The sequence below is a fragment of the Pseudundibacterium arcticum genome (assembly GCF_042646465.1).
GTDB classification, from domain to species: Bacteria; Pseudomonadota; Gammaproteobacteria; order Burkholderiales; family Burkholderiaceae_D; genus Undibacterium_A; species Undibacterium_A arcticum.
The window spans coordinates 1-22,937 of record NZ_JBHRTP010000094.1 but is presented as its reverse complement, the minus strand read 5'-3'; the positions used below and the strand labels follow the sequence as shown (position 1 = coordinate 22,937).

General features: G+C 58.7%; 16 protein-coding genes. 15 read left to right on the top strand and 1 reads right to left on the bottom strand.

Annotated features, from left to right (window positions below):
• Positions 1-115 precede the first annotated feature (115 nt).
• The 9 genes from ACFOFO_RS24030 to ACFOFO_RS23990 all read left to right on the top strand — a co-directional run bounded on the left by ACFOFO_RS24030 (position 116) and on the right by ACFOFO_RS23990 (position 15,790).
• Positions 116-2,437 (top strand): methyl-accepting chemotaxis protein, encoded by a 2,322-nt coding sequence (locus ACFOFO_RS24030; RefSeq protein WP_390333203.1) that lies wholly within the window; start codon positions 116-118, stop codon positions 2,435-2,437.
• Between the two features lie 368 nt (positions 2,438-2,805).
• Positions 2,806-9,084: a hybrid sensor histidine kinase/response regulator gene (locus ACFOFO_RS24025; RefSeq protein WP_390326944.1), complete on the top strand. Its 6,279-nt coding sequence runs from the start codon at positions 2,806-2,808 to the stop codon at positions 9,082-9,084.
• 311 nt (positions 9,085-9,395) lie between these two features.
• Positions 9,396-10,394, top strand: coding sequence for an ATP-binding protein (locus tag ACFOFO_RS24020; protein WP_390326942.1), 999 nt, complete (start codon positions 9,396-9,398; stop codon positions 10,392-10,394).
• Positions 10,395-10,531: 137 nt separating this feature from the next.
• On the top strand, positions 10,532-11,206 hold the full coding sequence (locus tag ACFOFO_RS24015; protein ID WP_390333201.1) for a YqgE/AlgH family protein: 675 nt from the start codon (positions 10,532-10,534) through the stop codon (positions 11,204-11,206).
• 27 nt (positions 11,207-11,233) lie between these two features.
• A complete protein-coding gene (gene ruvX / locus ACFOFO_RS24010; protein ID WP_390326940.1) occupies positions 11,234-11,623 on the top strand; it encodes a Holliday junction resolvase RuvX in 390 nt (129 codons plus the stop codon).
• On the top strand, positions 11,610-12,116 hold the full coding sequence (pyrR, locus tag ACFOFO_RS24005; RefSeq protein ID WP_390326939.1) for a bifunctional pyr operon transcriptional regulator/uracil phosphoribosyltransferase PyrR: 507 nt from the start codon (positions 11,610-11,612) through the stop codon (positions 12,114-12,116). The genes ruvX and pyrR overlap by 14 nt, the downstream gene beginning before the upstream one ends.
• Positions 12,109-13,068, top strand: coding sequence for an aspartate carbamoyltransferase catalytic subunit (locus tag ACFOFO_RS24000; RefSeq protein WP_390326937.1), 960 nt, complete (start codon positions 12,109-12,111; stop codon positions 13,066-13,068). The genes pyrR and ACFOFO_RS24000 overlap by 8 nt, the downstream gene beginning before the upstream one ends.
• A 99-nt stretch (positions 13,069-13,167) precedes the next feature.
• Entirely contained in the window at positions 13,168-14,463 is a 1,296-nt protein-coding gene (locus tag ACFOFO_RS23995; protein WP_390326935.1) for a dihydroorotase, read from the top strand.
• 568 nt (positions 14,464-15,031) lie between these two features.
• The gene (locus tag ACFOFO_RS23990; protein WP_390333199.1) at positions 15,032-15,790 is read left to right on the top strand and encodes a lysophospholipid acyltransferase family protein; all 759 of its coding nucleotides are present in this window, start codon (positions 15,032-15,034) and stop codon (positions 15,788-15,790) included.
• A gap of 438 nt (positions 15,791-16,228) precedes the next feature.
• Here the strand turns inward: ACFOFO_RS23990 and ACFOFO_RS23985 are convergent, their stop codons facing one another.
• On the bottom strand, positions 16,229-17,059 hold the full coding sequence (locus ACFOFO_RS23985; protein WP_390326933.1) for a symmetrical bis(5'-nucleosyl)-tetraphosphatase: 831 nt from the start codon (positions 17,057-17,059) through the stop codon (positions 16,229-16,231).
• A 239-nt stretch (positions 17,060-17,298) separates the two neighbouring features.
• Here ACFOFO_RS23985 and rfbB point away from each other — a divergent pair, with 239 nt between their 5' ends.
• The 6 genes from rfbB to ACFOFO_RS23955 all read left to right on the top strand — a co-directional run.
• Entirely contained in the window at positions 17,299-18,426 is a 1,128-nt protein-coding gene (gene rfbB / locus ACFOFO_RS23980) for a dTDP-glucose 4,6-dehydratase (RefSeq protein ID WP_390326931.1), read from the top strand.
• Complete coding sequence (gene rfbA, locus ACFOFO_RS23975; RefSeq protein ID WP_390333198.1) at positions 18,426-19,325, top strand: glucose-1-phosphate thymidylyltransferase RfbA; 900 nt, start codon at positions 18,426-18,428, stop codon at positions 19,323-19,325. The genes rfbB and rfbA overlap by 1 nt, the downstream gene beginning before the upstream one ends.
• 2 nt (positions 19,326-19,327) lie before the next feature.
• Positions 19,328-19,873, top strand: a complete 546-nt coding sequence (rfbC, locus tag ACFOFO_RS23970) for a dTDP-4-dehydrorhamnose 3,5-epimerase (protein WP_390333197.1) — start codon at positions 19,328-19,330, stop codon at positions 19,871-19,873.
• A complete protein-coding gene (gene rfbD, locus ACFOFO_RS23965; RefSeq protein WP_390333196.1) occupies positions 19,870-20,763 on the top strand; it encodes a dTDP-4-dehydrorhamnose reductase in 894 nt (297 codons plus the stop codon). Before rfbC ends, rfbD begins: the two co-directional genes overlap by 4 nt.
• Positions 20,760-21,593 carry an ABC transporter permease gene (locus ACFOFO_RS23960; protein WP_390333193.1) on the top strand — a complete coding sequence of 278 codons (834 nt, stop codon included), beginning with the start codon at positions 20,760-20,762 and terminating at the stop codon, positions 21,591-21,593. Before rfbD ends, ACFOFO_RS23960 begins: the two co-directional genes overlap by 4 nt.
• Positions 21,583-22,937, top strand: a 1,355-nt coding sequence (locus ACFOFO_RS23955; RefSeq protein WP_390333192.1) for an ABC transporter ATP-binding protein, incomplete at its 3' end; no start/stop codon positions are given. The genes ACFOFO_RS23960 and ACFOFO_RS23955, both read left to right, overlap by 11 nt.

Genomic DNA, 22,937 nt, shown 5'->3' with positions numbered 1-22,937 from the left:
ATGAGCCCGCGATCAGCCCGTTTTGAGCCCGTTTTGAGCCCGACAATGAGCAGCCCCGATCAAAACAACAATGTACGTTCCGGCAGCAACTTATTGAGAGTTAGGAGATTTTGCAATGGCATTTAACATACCGTTCTTATCCAGAGGCAACAAGGCTGGAGATGCCGATGAAGCCGACGCACTCATCACCGAATCAATGATCCCGGATCAGCACTTGGCGACGATCGGGGAGCCAGACCAGGCCGAGTCGCTGCAATCCACACATCAGGACGCATCGGCGATCGCCCCGGTCGCCGATGCGCCGGCGGCGGACAGCCTGATCGGTGACATGATGAAAAGTAGTGGCGACCTCAGGTTGCCGCTGATCGGTGGCTTGCCGCTGCAACGCCAGATCCGCGTGCTGCTGATCGCACTGGGCGGCGCATTGTTGATCGGCGCATTCTTCGCGTGGCTCAATTCCAGCACCACCAACCTGGCTGCGACCCAGACCCAGATCGCCGGTGAGGCGCTGATGCACTCGCAGCGTATCGGTAAGGCGGCGCCGAACGCGATTCAGGGTAATCTGGAGGCCTTCAAGCAGCTCGACGACAGCCGCCACGAATTCAACCAGGACCTGAACATCCTGGTCAAGGGCGGCGAATATCAGGGGCGTTCTGTCTCGAGCCCTACAGCGGCAATGGAGCCGATCCTGAAGGACACTCAGAAGGTATGGGGCAACTCCGACAAGGCTGCGGAGACCATCCTGAACCTGAAAAAGGAATTGACCGGCTTCGGCGTCACCCTGCAACAACTGAATACGCTGTCGCCGAATCTGCTCGAACTGACCGAACAGATCTCGACGCTGAAGGTGCAGAGTGCCGCCAGCCCGCGTGAAATCTCGGCCGCCGGTCAACTGGTGATGTTGACCCAGCGTCTGGGCCGCAGCGCGAACGAGTTCCTGACCTCCGAAGGTGTGAACCCGGAAACGGCGTTCCTGCTGGGTAAGGACACCAATACCTTTCGCGACATCGTCGAAGGCTTCCTGAACGGCAGCGAGGTGCTGAGACTGACCGCAACCAAGGACAAGGACACCCGCGAAAAGTTGCTGGAATTGCAGAAATCGTTTGCCGAATACCAACAATCGGTATCGATGATTCTGGGCAATCTGCAGAAATTTATCGCGGCCAAACAATCCGAACAACTGCTGTTTGGCGAAAACGAAACACTGAAACAGCATCTGACCAATCTGCAAAAGACCTACCGTGCCGAACAGAACCTTGGCGCACCGTTTTACCTGATGCTGGTCAGTGCGGCGCTGGCGCTGCTGGCAGCAGCCGGTATCGCACTGGTGCTGCTGCAGGACGGCCGCAACCGTACCAAGGACGCCGACGTGCGCCGTCAGGAAGCCGATACACAGCGTCTGCAAGCACAAAAGCAGGAAGAGCACGCGAACAGCACCAACGAACAGAATCAGGCCGCTATTTTGCGTCTGATGAACGAATTGCAAGAAGTGGCGGATGGTGACTTGACGGTGCAGGCAACGGTGTCGGAAGACATCACCGGCGCGATCGCCGACTCGGTCAACTATACGGTGGAAGAGTTGCGCGGCCTGGTCGGGCGCGTAACGCATACTGCGCAACAGGTTACCTCGGCATCGAATCAGGCCCAGAGTATTTCGACCGACCTGTTATCGGCGTCGCATCAGCAGTCGCGCGAGATTCAGGATGCCTCGCATGCGGTGCTGAAGATGGCGGAAGAAATTACCGACGTATCGAAATCGGCCAACGAATCGGCCGAGGTGGCGCGCCAGTCGCTGGTGGCAGCGGAGCAAGGTTCGCGGGCGGTGGAGAACGCGATCAAGGGTATGAACGAGATCCGCGAACAGATCCAGGAAACCTCGAAACGCATCAAACGCCTCGGTGAATCGTCACAGGAGATCGGCGAGATCACCGAGCTGATTTCCGATATTACCGAACAGACCAACGTGCTGGCGCTGAACGCTGCGATTCAGGCGGCTTCCGCCGGCGAAGCAGGGCGAGGCTTCTCGGTGGTTGCGGAAGAGGTGCAGCGACTGGCGGAACGTTCCGGCGAAGCGACCAAGCAGATCGGTGCGCTGGTGCGCACCATTCAGACTGATACCCACGATGCAGTTGCCGCTATGGAAAAATCGACGCAGGGTGTGGTTGAAGGAGCGAAACTGTCCGATGCTGCCGGCGCCGCACTGTCCGATATCAGCCGCGTTTCGAACCGCCTGGCGGAATTGATTCGTGGCATTTCGTTCGCGACCGAGCAGCAGGCAACTTCAGCCAACGGCGTGGCGAACAATATTCAACATATTCTGAGCGTGACCGAACAGACCCAGCAGGGTACGCAACAGACCGCAACGTCGATTCGCGAACTGTCGCTGCTGGCGGAAGAACTGAAGAATTCGGTATCGCGTTTCCGTGTTGTCGCCTGACCCGGGAAGCAGCTGTCATCGTTGGTGCGTGGCACCGGCATTGCACAAAGATGGGCAAGCCGGGCTTGCCAAGGCCGCCATGCTCGGGTCGTCGCAGTAATGTCGGTGGCAGCGTGACTCGACGTCGGTGGTTGGCTGGATTGGGAGTTCTCTGCGTGGAGGGTGTTTGGCGGACATCGGCATACCGCACGCGTTGCCTGAAATGCATGCAAGCACTCGCTCACGCACTGACCCAATGAAACGTACCGTACCAGCTTCCTGATGGCATTACCTTGAACCTAAACCTCCATCCCATCAACAGCCCATGTGTGATGCGTGGCGATAAATTATTCATCCGGTCTATCGTTTTTTGAATTCGCGAGGCAACCATGACCACCCCATTTTCCGCTTCATCCCCCGGTAGTCGGGCCAATTTCGATACTGGACCGCTGTCGTGGGTGATGGGCGAAATCCGCGAGGCGCTGGCGCAATCGAAGACTGCGCTGTTTGATGCCGTGCTCAAGGATGCCGAGTCACAATCGACTTCGCTGCGTCATGCCAAGACTTATCTGCATCAGGCGCACGGCGCGCTGCAGATTGTGGACGTCGACGGCGTCGCCCTGATCACCGAGACCATCGAAGACCTGATCGATCGTCTGGAAGCCGGGCAATTGCCGGTCAGTGCGGCAACTACCCGGGCGATCGAACGTGCGTATCAGGCACTAGTCGAGTATCTGGAAGAATTGCTGTCCGGTGCACAGCCGCAACCGGTTACGCTGTTCCCGTATTACCGCGCGTTGCTGGAAGTGCGCGGCGCAGAGCGAATTCACCCGGCCGATCTATTTTTCCCGAACCTGGCACTGCGGCCGCAATTGCCGCCCCGCGCGGCCGCCGCCGCACCGGTCGACTATGCAGGTCTGCGCAAACGGTTCGAAAGAGCGTTGCTGGGTTTGCTGCTCAAGAGCAATCCCGATACCGAGCGCAACAATACCGTCGCCATCAGCGACATCATCGCCGAGATCGAGTGCGCGCAGACCATTCAGCAAACCCGCGAATTCTGGTGGGTCATGCACGGATTTGCCGATGCCGTAAGCGCGGCGCAGGCGCAAAATGATCTGTATGTGAAACAGCTGTTGGGCCGTATCAATCTGCAGATCCGGCGCCTGGTCGACGGCTCGCCGAGTATCTCGGAGCGGCTGTTGCGCGATGCGCTGTTTTTCATCGCCCGGGTCGGCGCGCCGACACCGTTGTCGCTGCAAATCCGCCGTGCCTATCAGTTAGACGGACTGGTGCCAGTCGACTACGAGAAGCAACGTTACGGACAGATCGACGTCAATGCGCTGGCGCAAGCCAAGGAAGCGCTGGCGCAGGCCAAAAATCTGTGGAGCCGGATTGCCGGCGGCGATGCCAGTGTCACGGCCGCGTTTGAAGACGAAATGAAAACACTGGCCGAGTCCAGCGTGAAGCTCAATTCGCCGTCGCTCGCCAAATTATTGCGTGAGTTAAATGGCATCGCGCGTCACGCCAAATCCGACAGCCGCCTCGGTCTGCAGATCGCGACCAGTTTGCTGTTCGTTGAAAACGCGCTGGATCAGATCAATCGCCTGTCCGACGACTTCCCGGAGCGGGCCGATGCCCTCACCGCGCGCCTGTTGTCGATTGCCGCCGGCGAAACACCGCAGGATTCGGCGCCATGGCTTGACGAACTTGCGCGCCAGGCGCAGCAGCGACAAACCATGGTGGTGCTGGCTGGCGAAATGAAAACCAGTTTGCGCCAGGTCGAGAAACTGCTGGACGAGTACTTCAATGACGCCGCCAAACGCGATGCACTGGTCAATATCGACCCGATATTGCATCAGATCGGTGGCGCACTGGCGATTCTGGAGCAGGACGACGCGCTGCGCGCGGTCCAGCACACCCGAGCGGCGGTGCAGCGCTTTGCACTGCCGGAGGTATCGATCGAACCGACCGGCGAGGCCGGGGAGCAAGGGGCCGCCGGCGAGTCTGTCGTCGAGGCCGCACCGGATCGGCAGGCACTGCAGGATGTGGCGCAGAATATCGGCGCGCTCGGTTTCTTCATCGAAATGCTGCCGCAGCACCCGGAGACCGCGAAAACCCGTTTTTCATTCGACCAGGAGCAGGGAATCTTCCGTGCCAGCTTGCTGGAAAAGAACAAGGCCGTCGGCACCATAAATGAGGGCGCCGCATCTGCGCTGCTGCTGCCGGCCATTGACGTTGCAAGTGATCTGACAGATGCAGATCACAAGACTTCAAACCAGCACACCGAACCGCACAGCGACAGCGTACCAACCGTAGAAGACGAGCTGGTCCGGCACCAGCGGCAATCGGCTGACCTGGCAGTGTCGCTGGCGGCCGAACCGGATAATTCCGCGTTGCAGGAGCAGTTGAAGGAATCGTTGGTCCAGATCCGTCAGGACGCAGCTTTACTCGACAATACGGAAGCGACCGATCGGGCCCAGGCGGCAATCGATATTCTGGAGCGTCCGGACTTCAGCACGTCGCAGAGCACGCTGGCCGATATCGTCACGGCGACCGCCCAAGTCCCGGCCGCGGCGGAAGTCGTGGCAGCAGTCGTGACGCCGGCAACCGAGGAAGCGGTCGACGCCGAATTGCTGGAGATATTCATGATGGAGGCAGAAGAGGTGCTGGCCTTCGTCAAGCAGACCTTGCCGCAGTCGCGTGGCGATATCAGCAACCAGGAACATCTGACCACCTTGCGCCGCTCGTTCCACACGCTCAAAGGCAGCGGCCGCATGGTTGGCCTGAACACGTTCGCCGATGCCGCTGGCAGCATAGAACAGGTCATGAATCTGTGGCTGTCGGAAGCCCGCGCCGGTACCCCGGATCTGTATGCACTGCTGGACAAGACACAAGAACAGTTAAGCGCCTGGGTCTGCGAGATCAACCTCAATGGCAATTCCAGCCGCAGCGCGAGCGCGCTCAAGAGCGCGGCGGAACGCGTGAAGCAGGGGCAGCCGTTCCATTTCGACGAAGTGGAGCCGGCACCTGTGGCGGCCGTCGCATCGCTGGTCAACGATCTTGATCAACAGAGCAGGCCCCGGCTTGAGAGTCAGATCGCGGTTCCGGTCGAGCCTGCAGCCGATCCTCGTGCCGAGGTGCACGCCGACCTTGATCAGCAGGATTTCGGCGTCGCCGATGAGCATATCGAACTGGCAGGCAGCGAGTCGCTCGAACTGGTCGAGCCAATTGAACCAATCGACTATTTAATTGAACTGATTGAACCGGTTGAGTTGAATGAACCGATAGAATCAATAGAATCAATAGAATCAATTGAGGCGCAATCGGCACTGATGACCGAGTCCGCACCTGCAGACAACGGCGTGCAGACGATCGGGCAGCCCGAATCGGCAATGCAGGCCGACCATGCTGCGGCGCACGACGGCATCGATGACGATAGCGATATCGTGTCGATCAGCGACTTCGTGTTGAGCGAAGAGCCGGAACCGCTCCCGCCAGTAGCGATCGAGTCTGTCGCCGCGTCGGAACCGCTGATGGAGGCCGAAGTCATTGACTTTCCGGGTCATCTGCCGCCACACGCCAAGCCGGACGACAGCATCAAGCAGATCGGCGAGCTCGAGATCAGCGTTCCGCTTTACAACATTTACCTGGCAGAAACCGACGAGATCGTACGTCGACTGGCGCAAGATTTTGCCGAATGGCGCCATGAGCCGCACCGTCCTGTCAGCACCCAGGCGGTGCATGCGGCACACTCGCTGGGCGGCAGCTCCGCCACGGTCGGCTTTCAGTCCTTGCAGCAAGTCGCGCATGGTCTGGAGATGATGCTGCAAAGCTTGACGCGCCGCCATGTCAACCTGCACTCGGACGAATACGACAAACTGGACCAATGCGTCGAGCGTCTGAAGCTGATGCTGCAAAAATTTGCAGTCGGTGAAATGTCCCCGTACGAACCGGAACTGGTGCGTCAACTGGCCCAGTTGCAGGACGATGTCGTCGCGCGTGCGGCGATCAAGACGATGCCAGCGCTGCATGAGGACCTGGACGCCGCTGATATCGAGGCGTTGAACGAAGCAGCGCACACTGCCGAGCAAGAAACACAACAGGAAACACCACAAGCAACACTGCCAGAAACAACGCTGGAACTGGCGCACGCAATGGAACCAGTTGCCGAAACCCGTGGCGTGTTGCCGATGTTTGCTCAGCCGCAAGTGCCGGTGCTGCCGACCGCGGTATTCCCGACCGCGGCTGAAGCGATGGCCAGCGAGCAGGCCGAGCAGGCACTCGATCCGGCCTTGATGCCGACGGATGAGCTGGATGCCGATCTGCTGCCGGTGTTTCTGGAAGAAGGTCAGGATTTGCTGCCGCGCATCGGCGAAGCGCTGCGTGCATGGCAGGACAATCTGAGCGACAGAGGCTCATCGCAAGCGGTGCTGCGCCTGTTGCATACGGTGAAGGGCAGCGCCCGGATGGCCGGTGCGATGGGGCTTGGTCAGCACGCGCACGAGATGGAAAGCCGGATCGAAAACATCGTGCATGCCGGTCCGGCCTCTGCACTGGCACTGGAAGACCTGGTGGCGCGGCATGACCAGTGCATGCATCTGTTCGATGCCCTGCAGGATCCGGATGCGACCAAAGCTGCGCAGCAACCGCCAGCCACCGCAACATCGTACGAAGCAACGAGCGGGACTGCGATGGTGCCGGCGGCACAGAAAGCTGCGGTGCCGGCAGTTGGGCCCGTCACCGCCGGCGCGGCTGCGGCGGCGCCGGTATCGCTGGTGCGGGTACGCGCCGACATCCTCGACCGGCTGGTGAATCAGGCCGGTGAGGTATCGATCTCGCGCTCCAAGCTGGAGACCGAAGTCGGCACACTGCGTCAGTCGCTGTCCGAACTGACCGAGAATATGGCGCGTCTGCGCGGCCAGTTGCGCGAGGTCGAGATTCAGGCCGAAACCCAGATTACGTCGCGCATGTCGCATAACAACGACCGCGAATTCGACCCGCTCGAATTCGACCGTTTCTCGCGCTTGCAGGAACTGACCCGCATGATGGCCGAGAGCGTCAGCGACGTTGCATCGGTGCAGGACAGCCTGGTGCGCACCGTGGATGGCGCCACCGCCGACCTGATGACACAGGCGCGTCTGACGCGCGATCTGCAACAGGATCTGATGCGGGTGCGGATGGTGCCATTCGCCAGTATTTCGGAACGCCTGTACCGGGTCGCGCGCCAGACTTCGAAAGAAGTCGATAAGCGCGTCAGCCTCGATATCCGCGGTACCGCCGTCGAAATCGATCGTGGCGTGCTGGAGAAAATGACCGGACCGTTCGAACATCTGCTGCGTAACGCGATCGTGCACGGGATCGAAACTCGCGCTGCGCGGCAAGCCGCGGGCAAGAGCGAAACCGGCGAACTGCTGGTCGAAATTCGGCAGGAAGGTAACGAGGTCGTGATCCAGTTCACCGACGACGGCCAGGGCCTGAATCTGGAACGGATTCGCGCCAAGGCGAGGGCGGTCGGCTTGCTGACCGATGAGCGCGATGCGAGCGACGCAGAGACCGCCGATTTCATTTTCCAGTCCGGTTTTTCGACCGCGCAGGAAGTGACCGAGCTGGCCGGACGCGGCGTCGGCATGGACGTGGTGCGTTCCGAAGCGGCGGCGCTGGGCGGTCGCGTCGCGATCGCCACCGAAGCCGGCAAAGGGGCGCATTTCACAATTCATCTGCCGCTGACTCTGGCGGTCACGCAAGTGGTACTGCTGTCGACCGGCGGCACCACCTACGCGGTACCGTCGGTGCTGGTCGAGCAGGTCCAGCAATTGAAGGGCAATCCGCTGGCCAACGCCTACAACGAAGGCGCGATCGTGTGGCAGGGCAACCGGGTGCCGCTGCATTATCTGTCGGCGCTGCTCGGTGATCGGTCGGCGACGCCGGTGGCGCAGCAATATTCGCCGATCGTGATCCTCAGGAGCGGCAACGACCGCGTCGCGATTCACGTCGACGAAGTGATCGGCAACAAGGAGGTGGTGGTCAAGAACATCGGGCCGCAACTGGCGCGCATGATCGGCATCGCCGGCGCCACCGTGCTCGGTTCCGGCGACATCGTGCTGATCGTCAATCCAGTGCCGCTGGCGCAACGCGTCGCAAACGAGAACCTGCGCGCACCGCGTATCACGCAGTCCGATGCGCCGCACGAGATGGGGGCGGTGGCCAATCTGGCGCCGGCCACAGGTGCAGCAGCATCGCGGCAGCCAACGGTGCCTGGCACCGACGCAGTGCAGGGTCTGCGCAAGAAGCATATCGTGATGGTGGTCGATGATTCGCTGACGGTACGGCGCGTCACGCAGCGCTTCCTGCAGCGTGAGGGCTATCAGGTGGTGCTGGCGAAAGACGGGGTCGATGCGCTCGAACATCTGCAGTCGATTGCGCCGGACGTGATGCTGGTCGATATCGAGATGCCACGGATGGATGGCTTCGACTTGACCCGTAACGTGCGCGGCGACGAACGCAGCAGCCACATCCCGATCATCATGATCACGTCACGTACCGCCGACAAGCATCGCAACTATGCGATGGAACTGGGGGTCAACGAGTACGTCGGCAAGCCGTTCCAGGAATCGGAACTGCTGAAGATGATCGCCGGCTTCGTCGAGAAGGAAGCGACGCTGTCCTGACAGTCATCGCCTTCCCAAAAACCCGTGCCGTTTGCGGGCCGGTTGGGAAATATGTTGCAATTTCGTAGGCGCTGCCCACGTCGCCCTCTGTGCTCTACGGCTCAGGGGGCTTTTCTTTCGCCCGAAGAATCCTTGCTTTAGTACGCATCAGTAGATAATATACTTATCAGTAAATAAGTTAATAACTCTTAATGCTTATGCAGACTTCCTCCCCTCATTGGCACTTCCCCCGTCCGGAGCTGGCGCAAGCGTACTTGGCGTCCTTTGAACTCGGACTGTCCTCCGCACGCGGATTATTCGCCAGGCGCCGAATGGGGAAGACTGAATTTCTGGTGCAGGATTTCATCCCGGCGGCCGAAGCCAAAGGATACGCGTGCGTGTACGTCAATCTCTGGGATTTGAAGGACGACCCTGCCACAGCCTTGGTTTCCGCGCTGCACAAAGCGATCGAACCCAAGAGCTTTGCAAAAGCCTGGGAGCGACTCAAGACCCCGTTGAAGAAAATAAAGGCTTCAGGGAAAGTGGCCGGTCTTGCAGAGGCGGGCATTGAGGCGGAACTCGCTGATAAAGGTCGACTGGCTGGTACCTTGCTGATGGACGTGATGACGGCCTTCGACAAGACTAAAATTCCGGTGATACTCATCATCGACGAAGCCCAGGTACTTGCCAACGCGGAAAACGCGGTCTTTGCGCACGCGCTTCGCGCCGCTCTGGATATTCGCAGGGAGCGCATCAAGGTCCTGTTTGCTGGAAGCTCTGAAGCCACCTTGCGTCGGATGTTCGGCCGCTCGTCGGAGCCATTCTACAATTGGGCTGCGCTTGAGCCATTTCAGCTTCTTGGAAAAGAGTTCGTGACGGCAATGGTCGAGAAGGTAACCAGCATCGCACGTAACCCATTAGCTTTGGCAGATGCGCTGGCCGCTTTTGACGAGCTGAAGCAGACACCGCTGTTCTTCCGGCTCTATCTCGACCGCTATCTGACGAATCCGTTTGAAGGCGCGCAAGGCGCCTTGAATTTCACCAAGGAGCATGTCTTCAACAACATGGGATTTGAAAAACAATGGGACGACCTGCTGCCGGCCGACCAGGTCTTGCTGGCAATGATTGCAGAAGGCGCCTCTGACTTGCAGGGCAGTGAGGCGCGCGGGCGCATCGGCGCGAGCCTCGGACTAGAGAAGCCGGTTGCCGCCGCCACGCCGCAAAACGCTCTGCGCAGGTTGGCCGACAAAAATATTGTTACCCGGATCGACCGAGGCAACTATCAATTCGAAGACGAGGCGTTTGCCGATTGGGTCCGCCATCGGGAATGAGGACAGCCCGAAGATTTTGTTCAGCGCAGCAATGATTTGCCCTTCCGGCCCCGACGGCCACCACCAAACATTGGCCCGCCTCATGTCCGGCGCCATCAGAGGGTCAGAAACGTGCGAAAACTGCTAAAATGCGCATTATGGCGAAGCAAAGCAAAAAGCCGAGCGCAACCGGCAAAACTCCTTCCGCGCCTGGCAGTTTCCAGGAGAAATCCGCTTTTTCCGAAATTCCCGGCACCATGGACACTTTAGAGCTCAATCTGGCGAATCATTTTCTGATTGCAATGCCGTCGATGCTCGATCCGATGTTTGGCGGCACCGTGATTTATCTGTGCGAGCACAACGCGCAGGGCGCGCTCGGCGTCGTCATCAATCGGCCGACCGACATGACGATCGACGATTTGTTCGAGCGTATCGATCTCAAGCTGGAAATCGCGCCGAGCAATCCGGATGCCTCCAGCGCGGTGTTGTTTGGCGGCCCGGTGCAGGACGATCGCGGCTTCGTGCTGCACACGCCGCGCGGCGATTATTCGTCGACCCTGAAAATCACCGACGACATCTCGTTTACTACTTCGCGCGACGTGCTGGAAGCGGTGGCGGTCGGCAGCGGACCACAGCAAATCCTGATCAGTATCGGTTACTCCGGCTGGGCCGCCGGGCAACTGGAAGAAGAAATCGCCCACAACGGTTGGCTGACCGTGGCCGCCGACCGCAGCATCATATTCGATCTGCCGATTGCCGAGCGCTATACGGCCGCGATCAAGCTGCTCGGCATCGATCCGATGATGCTGACCGGCGAGGCGGGCCATGCGTAAGCCCGCGGCCCTGTCAGGGCCCGGCCGATGAGCGAGCTGACCTTGCTGGCCTTTGACTTTGGCCTCAAGCGCATCGGCGTCGCGGTTGGCAATACCATACTGAAACAGGCGCAGCCGCTGACCGTGATCAGCGCCGCCACCAACGATGCCAAATTCAGCAACATCGCCGCCCTGATCGACGAATGGAAGCCGGCCCGCTGCGTGGTCGGCCTGCCGTTTCACCCGGACGGTGCCGAGCACGAGATGACCGTGCGCTGCCGCCGCTTCGCCAATCAGCTGCACGGCCGCTTCGGGGTTGAAACCACGCTGGTCGACGAACGCTATTCGTCGGCAGTGATCCCGGCCAAACGCGGCGCGGTGATCGACGCAGAAGCCGCCGCCATTATCCTGCAACAATATTTCGATGACACACAATAATCCCCAACTCAATGCCGAGGCGCTGTACGCGACCCTGGCGACCCACATCAAGTCCGCGCTCGCGCGTACCGAGGGGCTGGCCATCGTCGGGATCCATTCCGGCGGTGCCTGGCTGGCCGAAAGACTCGCGACCGAGCTGCAATTGCAGGAGCGGCTAGGCTTCATCGATGTCTCGTTCTATCGCGATGATTATGCGGAAAAAGGCCTGCATCACGAGGTCAAGCCGACCCAGATCCCGTTCGATGTCGACGGCGCCACGATTTTGCTGGTGGACGATGTGCTGTACACCGGCCGCACCACGCGCGCCGCGATCAACGAGCTGTTCGACTATGGCCGTCCGGCCAGGATCCTGCTGGCCGCGCTGGTCGATCGCGGCGGCCGCGAGTTGCCGATCGCCGCCGATTTCGTCGCGACCACGATCGATTTTGACGGCACCCTGGTGCTGCGACGGGCCGACGACGGCCAACTTTCCCTGACGGTGGACAATGCTTAATCCGCAACTGAACAAAAACGGTGAACTGCAACATCTGCTCACCATCGAAGGCCTTCCCAGATCCATCGTCACCCACATCCTCGACACCGCATCTTCCTTTGTCGGCGTATCCGATCGTGAAGTGAAAAAGGTGCCGCTGATGCGCGGCAAGAGCGTGTTCAACCTGTTCTTCGAAAACTCGACCCGTACCCGCACCACGTTCGAAATCGCGGCCAAGCGGCTGTCGGCCGACGTCATCAATCTGAATATTTCGGCCTCCAGCGCCAGCAAGGGCGAGTCGCTGATCGACACCATCGACAACCTGTCGGCGATGCATGCCGACATGTTCGTGGTGCGTCACTCGCAATCCGGCGCCCCGCACCTGATCGCCAAGCATCTGCGTGACAGCGGTCAGGACCACGTGCGGGTGGTCAACGCCGGCGACGGCCGCCATGCACACCCGACCCAGGGTCTGCTCGACATGTACACGATCCGGCACTACAAGCAGGATTTCAGCAATCTGACGGTCGCGATCGTCGGCGACATCCTGCACAGTCGCGTCGCGCGCTCCGACATCCACGCGCTGACCACGCTCGGCGTGCCCGAGATCCGCGCGATTGGGCCGCTGACCTTGCTGCCGGCCGGCCTCGAACAGATGGGCGTGCGCGTGTTCACCGACATGAATGAGGGGCTGAAAGGCGTCGATGTGATCATCATGCTGCGGCTGCAGAACGAGCGCATGAACGGTGCGCTGCTGCCGTCCGCGCAAGAATATTTCAAGAACTACGGCTTGACACCGGAGCGGCTGGCACTGGCCAAGCCGGACGCGATCGTGATGCATCCGGGCCCGATGAACCGCGGCGTTGAGATCGACTCGGCGGTGGCCGACGGCGCGCAGGCAGTGATCCTGCCGCAGGTCACATTCGGCATCGCGGTGCGGATGGCGGTGATGGGGATCCTGGCGGGTAACTAAGGTAAGCCGTCAAAACAAGCAAGCTAGGTAAGCAATCGTTCCGTTTCCGTGCGCGCCGTGCTGCTGCGCGCGGATCCGGGTCCACGCGATAAGGAAAAAATGAAACTGCATATCAAGAACGGCCGACTGGTCGATCCGGCCAACGGCATCGACGCAAACAAAGACATTTACATAGACGGTGGCAGGATTGCCGCGATTTTTGACGCGGGCCACGCACCGGCCGACTTCGCGCCCAAGCGCACCATCGACGCCGCCGGCCTGATCGTCGCGCCTGGCCTGGTCGACCTGAGCGCGCGCCTGCGCGAACCGGGTTACGAATACAAGGCCACGCTGGAATCGGAAATGCAGGCCGCGATGCAGGGCGGCGTCACCAGCCTGGTGTGCCCGCCCGACACCGACCCGGTGCTCGATGAGCCGGGACTGGTCGAGATGCTCAAGCACCGCGCCAAGACGCTCAATCGCGCCCATGTCTACCCGCTCGGCGCACTCACTGTCGGCCTGAAAGGGCAGGCGCTGACCGAGATGGCGGAACTGACCGAATCGGGCTGTGTCGGCTTCTCGCAGGCGACCCAGCCGATACGCGACACCAACGTCCTGCTGCGCGCGATGGAGTATGCCAAAACCTTCGGCTACTGCATCTGGCTGCGGCCGCAGGATGCGCACATCGGGATCGACGGCAATGCCCACAGCGGCGCGCTGGCGTCGCGGCTCGGCTTGTCCGGCATCCCGGTGATCGCCGAAACCATTGCGCTGCATACCATCTTCGAATTGGTACGCGCCACCGGTGCGCGCGTTCATCTGTGCCGTATCTCGTCGGCAGCGGGGCTGGACCTGATCCGCGCAGCCAAGAAGGAAGGCTTGCCGGTGACCTGCGATGTCGGCGCCCATCATATCCACATGACCGAAATGGACATCGGCTATTACGATTCCAACGCCCGCATGCTGCCACCGTTTCGGGCCCAGCGCGACCGCGATGCGATCCGCCAGGGACTGCTGGACGGCAGCATCGACGCGATTTGCTCTGACCACACGCCGGTCGACGACGATGAAAAATTGCTGCCGTTCGGCGAGGCCACGCCCGGTGCGACCGGCCTGGAACTGCTGCTGTCGCTGGCGCTGAAATGGGCCGACGAGACCGTCGACGCGCCGGAACAGCGCGTGTCCAGGGCGATCCGCAAGGTCACCTGCGACCCCGCCGCTGTCGCCGGCATGGATTGCGGCCACCTGGCAGTCGGCAGCGTCGCCGACATCTGCCTGTTCGACCCGGCCGCGCGCTGGACGGTCGAAGCCGGCGCCCTGGCCAGCCAGGGCAAGCACACACCTTTCCTCGGCTATGAACTGGCCGGGCAGGTCAGGACCACCATCGTTGCCGGGCATGTGGCGTTCGAAAGGTGATGGATGGGCGGCCGTGCCGCGATTATTTTAGGCGCTGAGGTTCATCGCCGTAAAACGTGCCCAACAATTACTGTCGTCCCAGCAAACGCTGGGACCCAGCGTCGTTCGTTGCACTCCTAAATTATTGATAAGACGACGGGTACAAAATCCCAACATAAGCCGTTGCGGCAACGTATGGCGAATCGTGCTGAGTAACGCCACTGGGTCCCAGCGTTCGCTGGGACCCAGCGTTCGCTGGGACGACGATGCGAAGGGTGGCAATTTGGGACTTACGCAAAATGCGTAATTTCGTAGGATGGGTGAAACCCATCATTGAGCGCCAAGGTAGAAAGATGGGTTGCACCCATCCTACTTTCTTTTTCGTTTGCGTAAGTCCAGTAATTGATGAAGAGCCGGCCAGTTTAGCTTGAGCTTGCCGAAGCTCAGGGGCGCCTACCGTAGCGTTTAAAAACAGGTGAAAAATACAAAAATATGGGGAGTATCATTAAAAATTATGATATTCCCCGCATATTCAAAGCGAATTTAAAAATACACCAATGAGTATATTATCCGGATTCAAAGGCGGCGCATGATCGTCTATCACCTGTTGCGCGTCTGCATACACCTCTGTGTCGGCCTGTTTTCCTGCGCTGTCGTGTTCCCATGCACCGACGCCAGCGGTCGTGACTGGCGGATCCGGCGTTGGTCGCAGCAGTTGCTGAAGATTTGCGGTGTGCGCGTCGAGGTCAATCAGCGCGACGCAACGCTCGTGCCGGGTGCGGTGGTCGTGGCCAATCATATTTCATGGCTCGACATCTTCGTGATCAATGCGATGCAGCCGTGCCGCTTCGTCGCCAAATCCGATATCCGCGACTGGCCGGTGGTCGGCTGGCTGTGCGACAAAGCCGGCACCATCTTCATTGCGCGCGGCAACCGGCGTGACGTAAGCCGCATCTTCAAAGGGCTGGTCGCCAGCATCCACGCCGGCGAGCGCGTCGCGTTCTTTCCGGAGGGCACCACCGCTGCGCAGGGCACCTTGCTGCCATTCCATGCCAACTTGTTCGAGGCGGCGATTGATGCCGAGGTACCGATCCAGCCCTACGCGCTGCGCTATCTCGACGCCGCGGGCCGGCACCATTCTGCAGTCGAATTCATCGGTGACATGAGCTTCGCCCAAAGCATGATCGCGATCCTGAAGGCGCGCAATATCAGCGCCCATTTGAAGCTGTTGCCATCGATTGACGTCAACGGCGCCCATCGTCGCGCACTGGCGGCCGACGCCAGGCAGGCGGTGGCGCAGGCGCTGGGAGTGACGCTGATGCCGGAAGTCGATCCGTCGCAACCATAACCCTGACTACCCAATGTGTCGGAAATATCGGGCCGGGCTGTTAATTTCTCGTCTCCTTCATCCGTTCGGGCAAGGCTGTTAATGTTGCGTCCCCATTATCCGTTCGGGCTGAGTAGCCGCAAAGCGGCGTATCGAAGCCTACCTCAGCCGTGAACAACGCTCCCTTCGATACGCATAATTTTGCGTCCCCGTTATCCGTTCGGGCTGAGTAGCCGCAAAGCGGCGTATCGAAGCCTACCTCGGCCTGAACAACGCTCCCTTCGATATGCATTCGCTACTCAGGGCGAACGGATCCCATAACGCGGGCGGATTTCAGCGTGAACGGTACCTGGAAAAATTAACGACATTGGCAGTATGGATTGTTAGCACAAATAAACAGGGTGAAATGCCATAAAAGTGGCATGAGTATATTGCCATGACCGGGTTTAACAGAACTCCTCAGGGCGCCTGATCGGTCGCGGCAGCGCAATCAACCTGCAACACACTACGGTCGTCCAGGCAGACCGCCGTCAGTTTGCCGCCCCAGATGCAGCCGGTGTCGAGTCCGATCAGATTCGGCCGCATCAGCAGCCCCAGCGCCGACCAGTGCCCGAACACCACCGTCACATCCTCGGTGCGGCGCCCCGGCACATCAAACCACGGCAGATAGCCGGGCGGGGCGGCGTCAATCCCGCCCTTGGTGGTAAATTCCAGCTTGCCCTCGGGCGTACAAAAGCGGATCCGCGTCAGCACATTGACGATGCAACGCAAGCGGTCGACCCCGGTTAGCCCTTCATCCCACGCGTCCGGCGCATTGCCGTACATCTCGCGCAGGAAATCGACCCAGTCCGGCCCGCGCAGCACCGCCTCGACTTCGTGCGCATAGGCCAGCGTTTGCTGCGCGCTCCATTGCGGCACGACCCCGGCATGCACCAGTAAATGCCCATCTTCGAAATGCGCCAGCGGCTGGTGACGGATCCAGTCGAGCAGCTCGATGCAATCCGGCGCGTCCAGGATGTCCTTGATGGTGTCGGACCGATGCGACTTGCGAATGCCATGCGCGACCGCCAGCAGATGCAGATCATGGTTGCCCAGCACGGTAAGGACCGCATCACCGGCGGCGCGGCTCTGCGCAATCTGTCGCAAGGTCGGCAACGATTGCGGCCCACGATTGACCAGATCGCCGATGAAGGCCAGCGACGGCCGCTCGGACCGCGCGTGGATCCGCGTCAGTAGCGCCTGCATCGGTTGACGGCAACCTTGCAGATCGCCGATTACATACGTACTCATAAGCTTGTTTCTTCCCAAATAATCAGATTAATTTTAGGTGAATTTACTGCAATGCAAGTGAACTTCTCGCTCCGTGCAGCACCATCAATCCTGATCTTTTGTTGCGACGCAGCAACCGATGCGCCATTTATTACAATTAGTCACACGTTGACACCCCAGTCGCCGGGCATCAGGCCGGATTCGCCCATTTTTCCGTTAAAATAGCGGGTTGTCGATTTTCTATTTCGCCGAGGATAAGAATGATCTTTGTAACAGGTGGTGCCGGATTTATCGGCTCGAATTTTGTACTCGACTGGCTGGCCCAGAGCGACGAACCCGTCATCAACTTTGACAAACTCACTTACGCCGGCAACCTGAACAATCTGACCTCGATCAATCAGGACCCGCGCCACATTTTCGTCCAGGGCGACATCTGCGACACCGCTCTGGTAGCCACCCTGCTGGCCACCCACAAACCGCGCGCGATCGTGCATTTTGCCGCAGAGAGTCACGTCGACCGCTCCATTCACGGCCCCGGCGAGTTCGTGACCACCAACATCAACGGCACCTTCAGCCTGCTGGAAGCGGCCCGCGCCTATTGGTCCGGCTTGGATGACGCAGGCAAGGCCGCCTTTCGCTTTTTGCATGTGTCCACCGACGAAGTGTACGGCACACTCGGCCCGGACGACGCGCCTTTTACCGAGACCACGACCTACGCGCCCAACAGCCCGTATTCCGCGTCCAAGGCGGCGTCGGATCACCTGGTGCGTTCTTACCATCACACCTACGGCTTGCCGACGCTGACCACCAATTGCTCCAACAATTATGGCCCCTACCATTTCCCGGAAAAGCTGATCCCGCTGATCATCACCAACGCTCGCGCCGGCAAGCCGCTGCCGATCTATGGCGACGGCCAGCAGGTACGCGACTGGTTGTATGTGAGCGACCACTGTGCCGCCATTCGCCGGGTACTGGAAGCAGGGCGCTTGGGCGAAACCTACAACGTCGGCGGCTGGAACGAAAAAGCCAACCTCGATGTCGTGCATACCTTGTGCGACATCCTCGACCAGCTTGATCCCAAAGAGAGCGCCTCACCCTTCAAGGGCGAGGCTGGGAGCGGGATGGGTTCCTACCGCGACCAGATTACCTACGTTACAGATCGTCCCGGCCATGACCGCCGCTACGCGATCGATGCCCGCAAGATCGAGCGTGAACTGGGCTGGAAGCCCGCAGAGACTTTTGAGACCGGCATCCGCAAAACCGTGCAGTGGTATCTGGACAACCAGGAATGGGTACGCGATGTGCAGTCCGGCGACTACCTCAACTGGGTCGCTAAAAACTATCAACAACGCGATGAAAATCGCGGTGACAAACTAGGAACCGCGTAATGGTGACAACAAAACAAACCAGCCGCAAAGGCATCATCCTGGCCGGCGGCTCTGGTACTCGCCTGTACCCAGTCACGATGGCAGTCTCCAAGCAGCTGCTGCCGGTGTACGACAAGCCGATGATCTATTACCCCCTGACGACGCTGATGCTGGCCGGGATACGGGATATTCTGATCATCTCGACACCGCACGACACCCCCCGCTTTCAGGAATTATTAGGTGACGGCCGCCAATGGGGCATCAACCTGACGTATGCAGTGCAGCCGTCACCCGATGGTCTGGCGCAAGCCTTCATCATCGGCCGCGAATTTGTCGGCGACGCGCCATCTGCCTTGATCCTGGGCGACAATATCTACTACGGTCACGATTTTGAAACGCAATTGCTGGCAGCCTCCGAGCGCGAACATGGGTCGACGGTCTTTGCCTATCATGTCCACGATCCGGAGCGTTACGGTGTTGTCGAATTCGACGCCGAGCGACGTGCAGTCAGTATTGAAGAGAAACCGACTCAGCCAAAATCCAATTACGCCGTCACCGGTCTGTATTTCTACGACCGGCAGGTATGCGACATTGCCGCCAGCATCAGGCCGTCGCCACGCGGCGAGTTAGAGATCACCGATGTTAATCGCGTCTACCTCGAAGGCAATCAATTGAATGTCGAATTGATGGGGCGCGGCATGGCATGGCTCGACACCGGCACCCATGAGTCTCTGTTGGAAGCGGGGCAATTCATTGCCACTATCGAAAACCGGCAGGGCCTGAAAATCGCCTGTCCAGAAGAAATCGCATTCCGTAAAGCTTATATCGACGCCGCACAGCTGGAAGAGCTTGCGCGACCGCTCCAAAAGAACGGCTATGGGCGATATTTGTTGGGTCTTCTAACCGATAAGGTGTACTGATTATGCGTATCCAGACTACATCTATTCCCGACGTTTTGATTATTGAACCCAAGGTATTCGGCGACGAACGCGGTTTTTTTTATGAAAGCTTCAACGAGCGACGTTTCGCCGAATTAACCGGCGTTGCGACAAAATTCGTACAAGACAACCACTCCAAATCCGCCAAAGGCGTATTGCGCGGTTTGCATTATCAAATCCAGCAGCCGCAAGGCAAACTCGTGCGCGTCGTTGCTGGTGAGGTGTTCGACGTGGCGGTGGATATTCGTAAAAGCTCGCCAACCTTTGGTCAATGGGTCGGTGTGACCTTGTCTGCCGACAACAAACGCCAATTATGGGTGCCGCCTGGTTTCGCCCATGGTTTCGTGGTCACCAGCGATTCAGCAGAATTTTTGTATAAAACCACAGATTATTGGGCGCCGGAATTTGAACGCAGCATTCTCTGGAATGACCCTGCGATCGGTATCAATTGGCCCTTGGACAATGAGCCACAGCTATCACCCAAAGACAAGATTGGGGTCCGATTGGAAAACGCCGAGGTTTTCGAATGAGGTTGCTAGTTACTGGTGCTAATGGTCAGGTTGGATGGGAGCTCGCGCGTAGCCTGATGCCTCTAGGTGAAGTTATTGCAGTTGATAGAGCACGTTGCGATCTTTCCCGTCCAGACACAATAGCCGCGCTCATTCAGGACATTCGTCCGGACGTAGTTGTCAACGCCGCCGCCTACACCGCGGTCGATAAGGCAGAACAGGAAGAGGCACTGGCCACGGTCATCAACGGCACAGCGGTCGGCGTTCTGGCACAAGAGGCGCGCAAAGCCAATGCGCTCTTGATCCATTACTCGACCGATTATGTTTTCGACGGCAGCAAGGACAAGCCCTACGTCGAAGACGACGTGCCGAATCCGGTCAATGCCTACGGACGTTCGAAACTGGCTGGCGAAATTGCGATTAGGCAAGCAGCATGCGACTACCTCATTCTGCGCACCACGTGGGTCTATGCCGCTCGCGGAAATAATTTTGTCAAAACCATTCTCCGGTTGGCGCGTGAGCGCGACGAGCTCAGTATCGTTGCAGACCAATTCGGGGCTCCTACTTGGGCCAGGAATATCGCCGACGCCACTGCGCATATGATTCGCCAAGCCTCGCTGGAGCGTCGTGCCGAACAATTCACATCCGGTATTTTTAACCTGACGAACTCGGGCAAAACTACCTGGCATGGCTTCGCTCAAGCGATCGTGGCAGCGCAATCACCGGCCAGTTTGAAACTCACGAAACTAAACCCTATCCCGACAACGGCTTACCCACTGCCCGCCAAAAGACCTGCAAATTCGTGTCTTGATGCAGGTGAATTCGGCAAACGTTTTGGACTCGTCATGCCAAGCTGGGAAAATGCATTGGCCTGCTGCCTGAGTGAAGTCGTGCTCAAGGAGAATGTATGAATCCACATGCCGCACAACCAACTTCCTTGCCGGCTCTCGTCACTAGCCTCTGGCGCAATCGCGAGCTCATCGGGCAAATGACCAAGCGCGACGTGGTAGGGCGCTACCAAGGCTCGGCCATGGGACTGGCCTGGTCGTTCTTCAACCCCGTGTTCATGCTGGTGGTGTATACCTTCGTCTTCTCCGAGATTTTCAAATCTCGCTGGGGCGGGGTTGGCGCTACCGATAGCAAAACGCAATTCGCCCTGGTCCTATTTGTCGGCATGATCGTGCTTAGCCTGTTTAGCGAGGTGCTCAACCGCGCCCCCGGATTGATTCTTTCCAACGCCAATTACGTCAAGAAAGTTGTATTTCCAATTGAAATACTGCCAGTCGTCGCCATGGGTGCTACCTTGTTCCATGGCCTCATCAGCCTTGGCGTGCTGCTGGCCGCCTTCGTAATCTTTAACGGCTACTTACACTGGACGGCGGTTTTCCTCCCCCTGGTACTGCTTCCGCTGGTTATTCTCACCACGGGTCTTGCCTGGATGCTGGCATCCTTAGGCGTATTTTTGCGCGACGTCGGGCAGTTCATCGGCATCGTCACCACCGTGTTGATGTTCCTCTCTCCTGTCTTTTATCCGGTGACCGCAGTGCCGGAAAGGTTCCGTCCATTCATCATGGCCCAACCGCTTACCTTCATCATCGAACAAGCGCGTGAAGTGCTGATCTGGGGGCATTTACCGAACTGGATTGGTTTGGGTATTTACACCTTGGCGGCTATCGCCATGGCTTGGGCAGGCTACGCCTGGTTCCAAAAAACCAGAAAGGGATTTGCCGATGTCCTCTAACGATATCGCCATCCGCGTCACCAATCTCAGCAAATGCTACGAGATCTACGCCGCCCCGCGCGACCGGCTCAAGCAGTTCGTCCTGCCCCGCCTGCAACGCCGGGCAGGGAAGCCGGCCAAGCAATACTTCCGCGAATTCTGGGCACTCAAAGATATTTCACTCGAAATCAAAAAAGGTGAAACCGTCGGCATCATCGGGCGTAATGGCAGCGGTAAATCTACCCTGCTGCAAATGATCTGCGGCACCCTTAACCCAACCAGCGGCAGCATTCAAACCAATGGCCGTATCGCAGCACTGCTGGAACTTGGCTCCGGCTTCAATCCCGAATTCACCGGGCGCGAAAACGTGTATATGAATGCCTCGGTGCTCGGCTTAAGTAACGAAGAAATCGACACGCGCTTTAACGACATCGTTGCCTTCGCCGACATCGGCGACTTCGTCGAGCAGCCGGTGAAAACCTATTCCAGCGGGATGATGGTGCGCTTGGCATTTGCCGTCATTGCACATGTGGATGCTGACATACTGGTGGTGGATGAGGCGCTGGCCGTAGGTGACGCGTTCTTTACCCAAAAGTGTATGCGTTTTTTGCGCAACTTTATGAAAACCGGAACGGTGTTGTTTGTCAGTCATGACACAGCCAGCATTAAAAGCCTCTGTAACTATGCCGTATGGCTTGAGAAGGGGCAGGTGATACAGGAAGGCGCACCCAAGGAGGTCTGTGAACTTTACCTTGAGGCGTTTTACGAGGCCCAACAAGGCACGAGCAGCACAACCAAGCTCAGAGAATTCAAGGCGCCAGAGGATTCAATTCCAGTTAAAGATCAGCGGCTGGAGTTCATTAACGCCAGTAATTTGCGCAATGATTTACAGATATTTAAGTTCGATCCAGACGCGGCATCCTTTGGAAAGGGTGGGGCGCAAATTCACGATGTTCGTCTTCTGGATGAAAACGAACATCCGCTTGCCTGGATTGTAGGTGGAGAAAAAGTCACGCTGCGAGTAATGGTCCACGCGTATCAAGACCTCGATTCCCCTATCATTGGTTTTTATGTCAAAGATCGTTTAGGGCAAGCTCTATTTGGAGACAACACGTTTCTATCCTACAGAGAGCAGCTTGTTCATTGCAACGGCGGGGGCGAGCTTCAAGCGGACTTTGTTTTTTATATGCCGCTGCTCCCCTCTGGCGAATACAGCATCACGATTGCCATAGCCAACGGCACCCAAGAAATACACGAGCAACAGCATTGGATACACGATGCCGTTTTGTTTAAATCAGAATCAAGCAGCGTTGCATCCGGTCTGATAGGCATTCCAATGCTCGAAGTAAAGATGCAAACTTTAGA

Bases quoted from the DNA above. Each gene is read 5' to 3' on its own strand.
- ACFOFO_RS23995 (WP_390326935.1), top strand. From the start codon at position 13,168: ATGAAACTGCATATCAAGAACGGCCGACTGGTCGATCCGGCCAACGGC.
- ACFOFO_RS24025 (WP_390326944.1), top strand. From the start codon at position 2,806: ATGACCACCCCATTTTCCGCTTCATCCCCCGGTAGTCGGGCCAATTTC.
- rfbD (WP_390333196.1), top strand. From the start codon at position 19,870: ATGAGGTTGCTAGTTACTGGTGCTAATGGTCAGGTTGGATGGGAGCTC.
- ACFOFO_RS24030 (WP_390333203.1), top strand. From the start codon at position 116: ATGGCATTTAACATACCGTTCTTATCCAGAGGCAACAAGGCTGGAGAT.
- ACFOFO_RS23985 (WP_390326933.1), bottom strand. From the start codon at position 17,059: ATGAGTACGTATGTAATCGGCGATCTGCAAGGTTGCCGTCAACCGATG.
- ACFOFO_RS23960 (WP_390333193.1), top strand. From the start codon at position 20,760: ATGAATCCACATGCCGCACAACCAACTTCCTTGCCGGCTCTCGTCACT.
- ACFOFO_RS23990 (WP_390333199.1), top strand. From the start codon at position 15,032: ATGATCGTCTATCACCTGTTGCGCGTCTGCATACACCTCTGTGTCGGC.
- ruvX (WP_390326940.1), top strand. From the start codon at position 11,234: ATGAGCGAGCTGACCTTGCTGGCCTTTGACTTTGGCCTCAAGCGCATC.
- pyrR (WP_390326939.1), top strand. From the start codon at position 11,610: ATGACACACAATAATCCCCAACTCAATGCCGAGGCGCTGTACGCGACC.
- ACFOFO_RS24000 (WP_390326937.1), top strand. From the start codon at position 12,109: ATGCTTAATCCGCAACTGAACAAAAACGGTGAACTGCAACATCTGCTC.
- ACFOFO_RS24015 (WP_390333201.1), top strand. From the start codon at position 10,532: ATGGCGAAGCAAAGCAAAAAGCCGAGCGCAACCGGCAAAACTCCTTCC.
- rfbB (WP_390326931.1), top strand. From the start codon at position 17,299: ATGATCTTTGTAACAGGTGGTGCCGGATTTATCGGCTCGAATTTTGTA.
- rfbA (WP_390333198.1), top strand. From the start codon at position 18,426: ATGGTGACAACAAAACAAACCAGCCGCAAAGGCATCATCCTGGCCGGC.
- ACFOFO_RS24020 (WP_390326942.1), top strand. From the start codon at position 9,396: ATGGGGAAGACTGAATTTCTGGTGCAGGATTTCATCCCGGCGGCCGAA.
- rfbC (WP_390333197.1), top strand. From the start codon at position 19,328: ATGCGTATCCAGACTACATCTATTCCCGACGTTTTGATTATTGAACCC.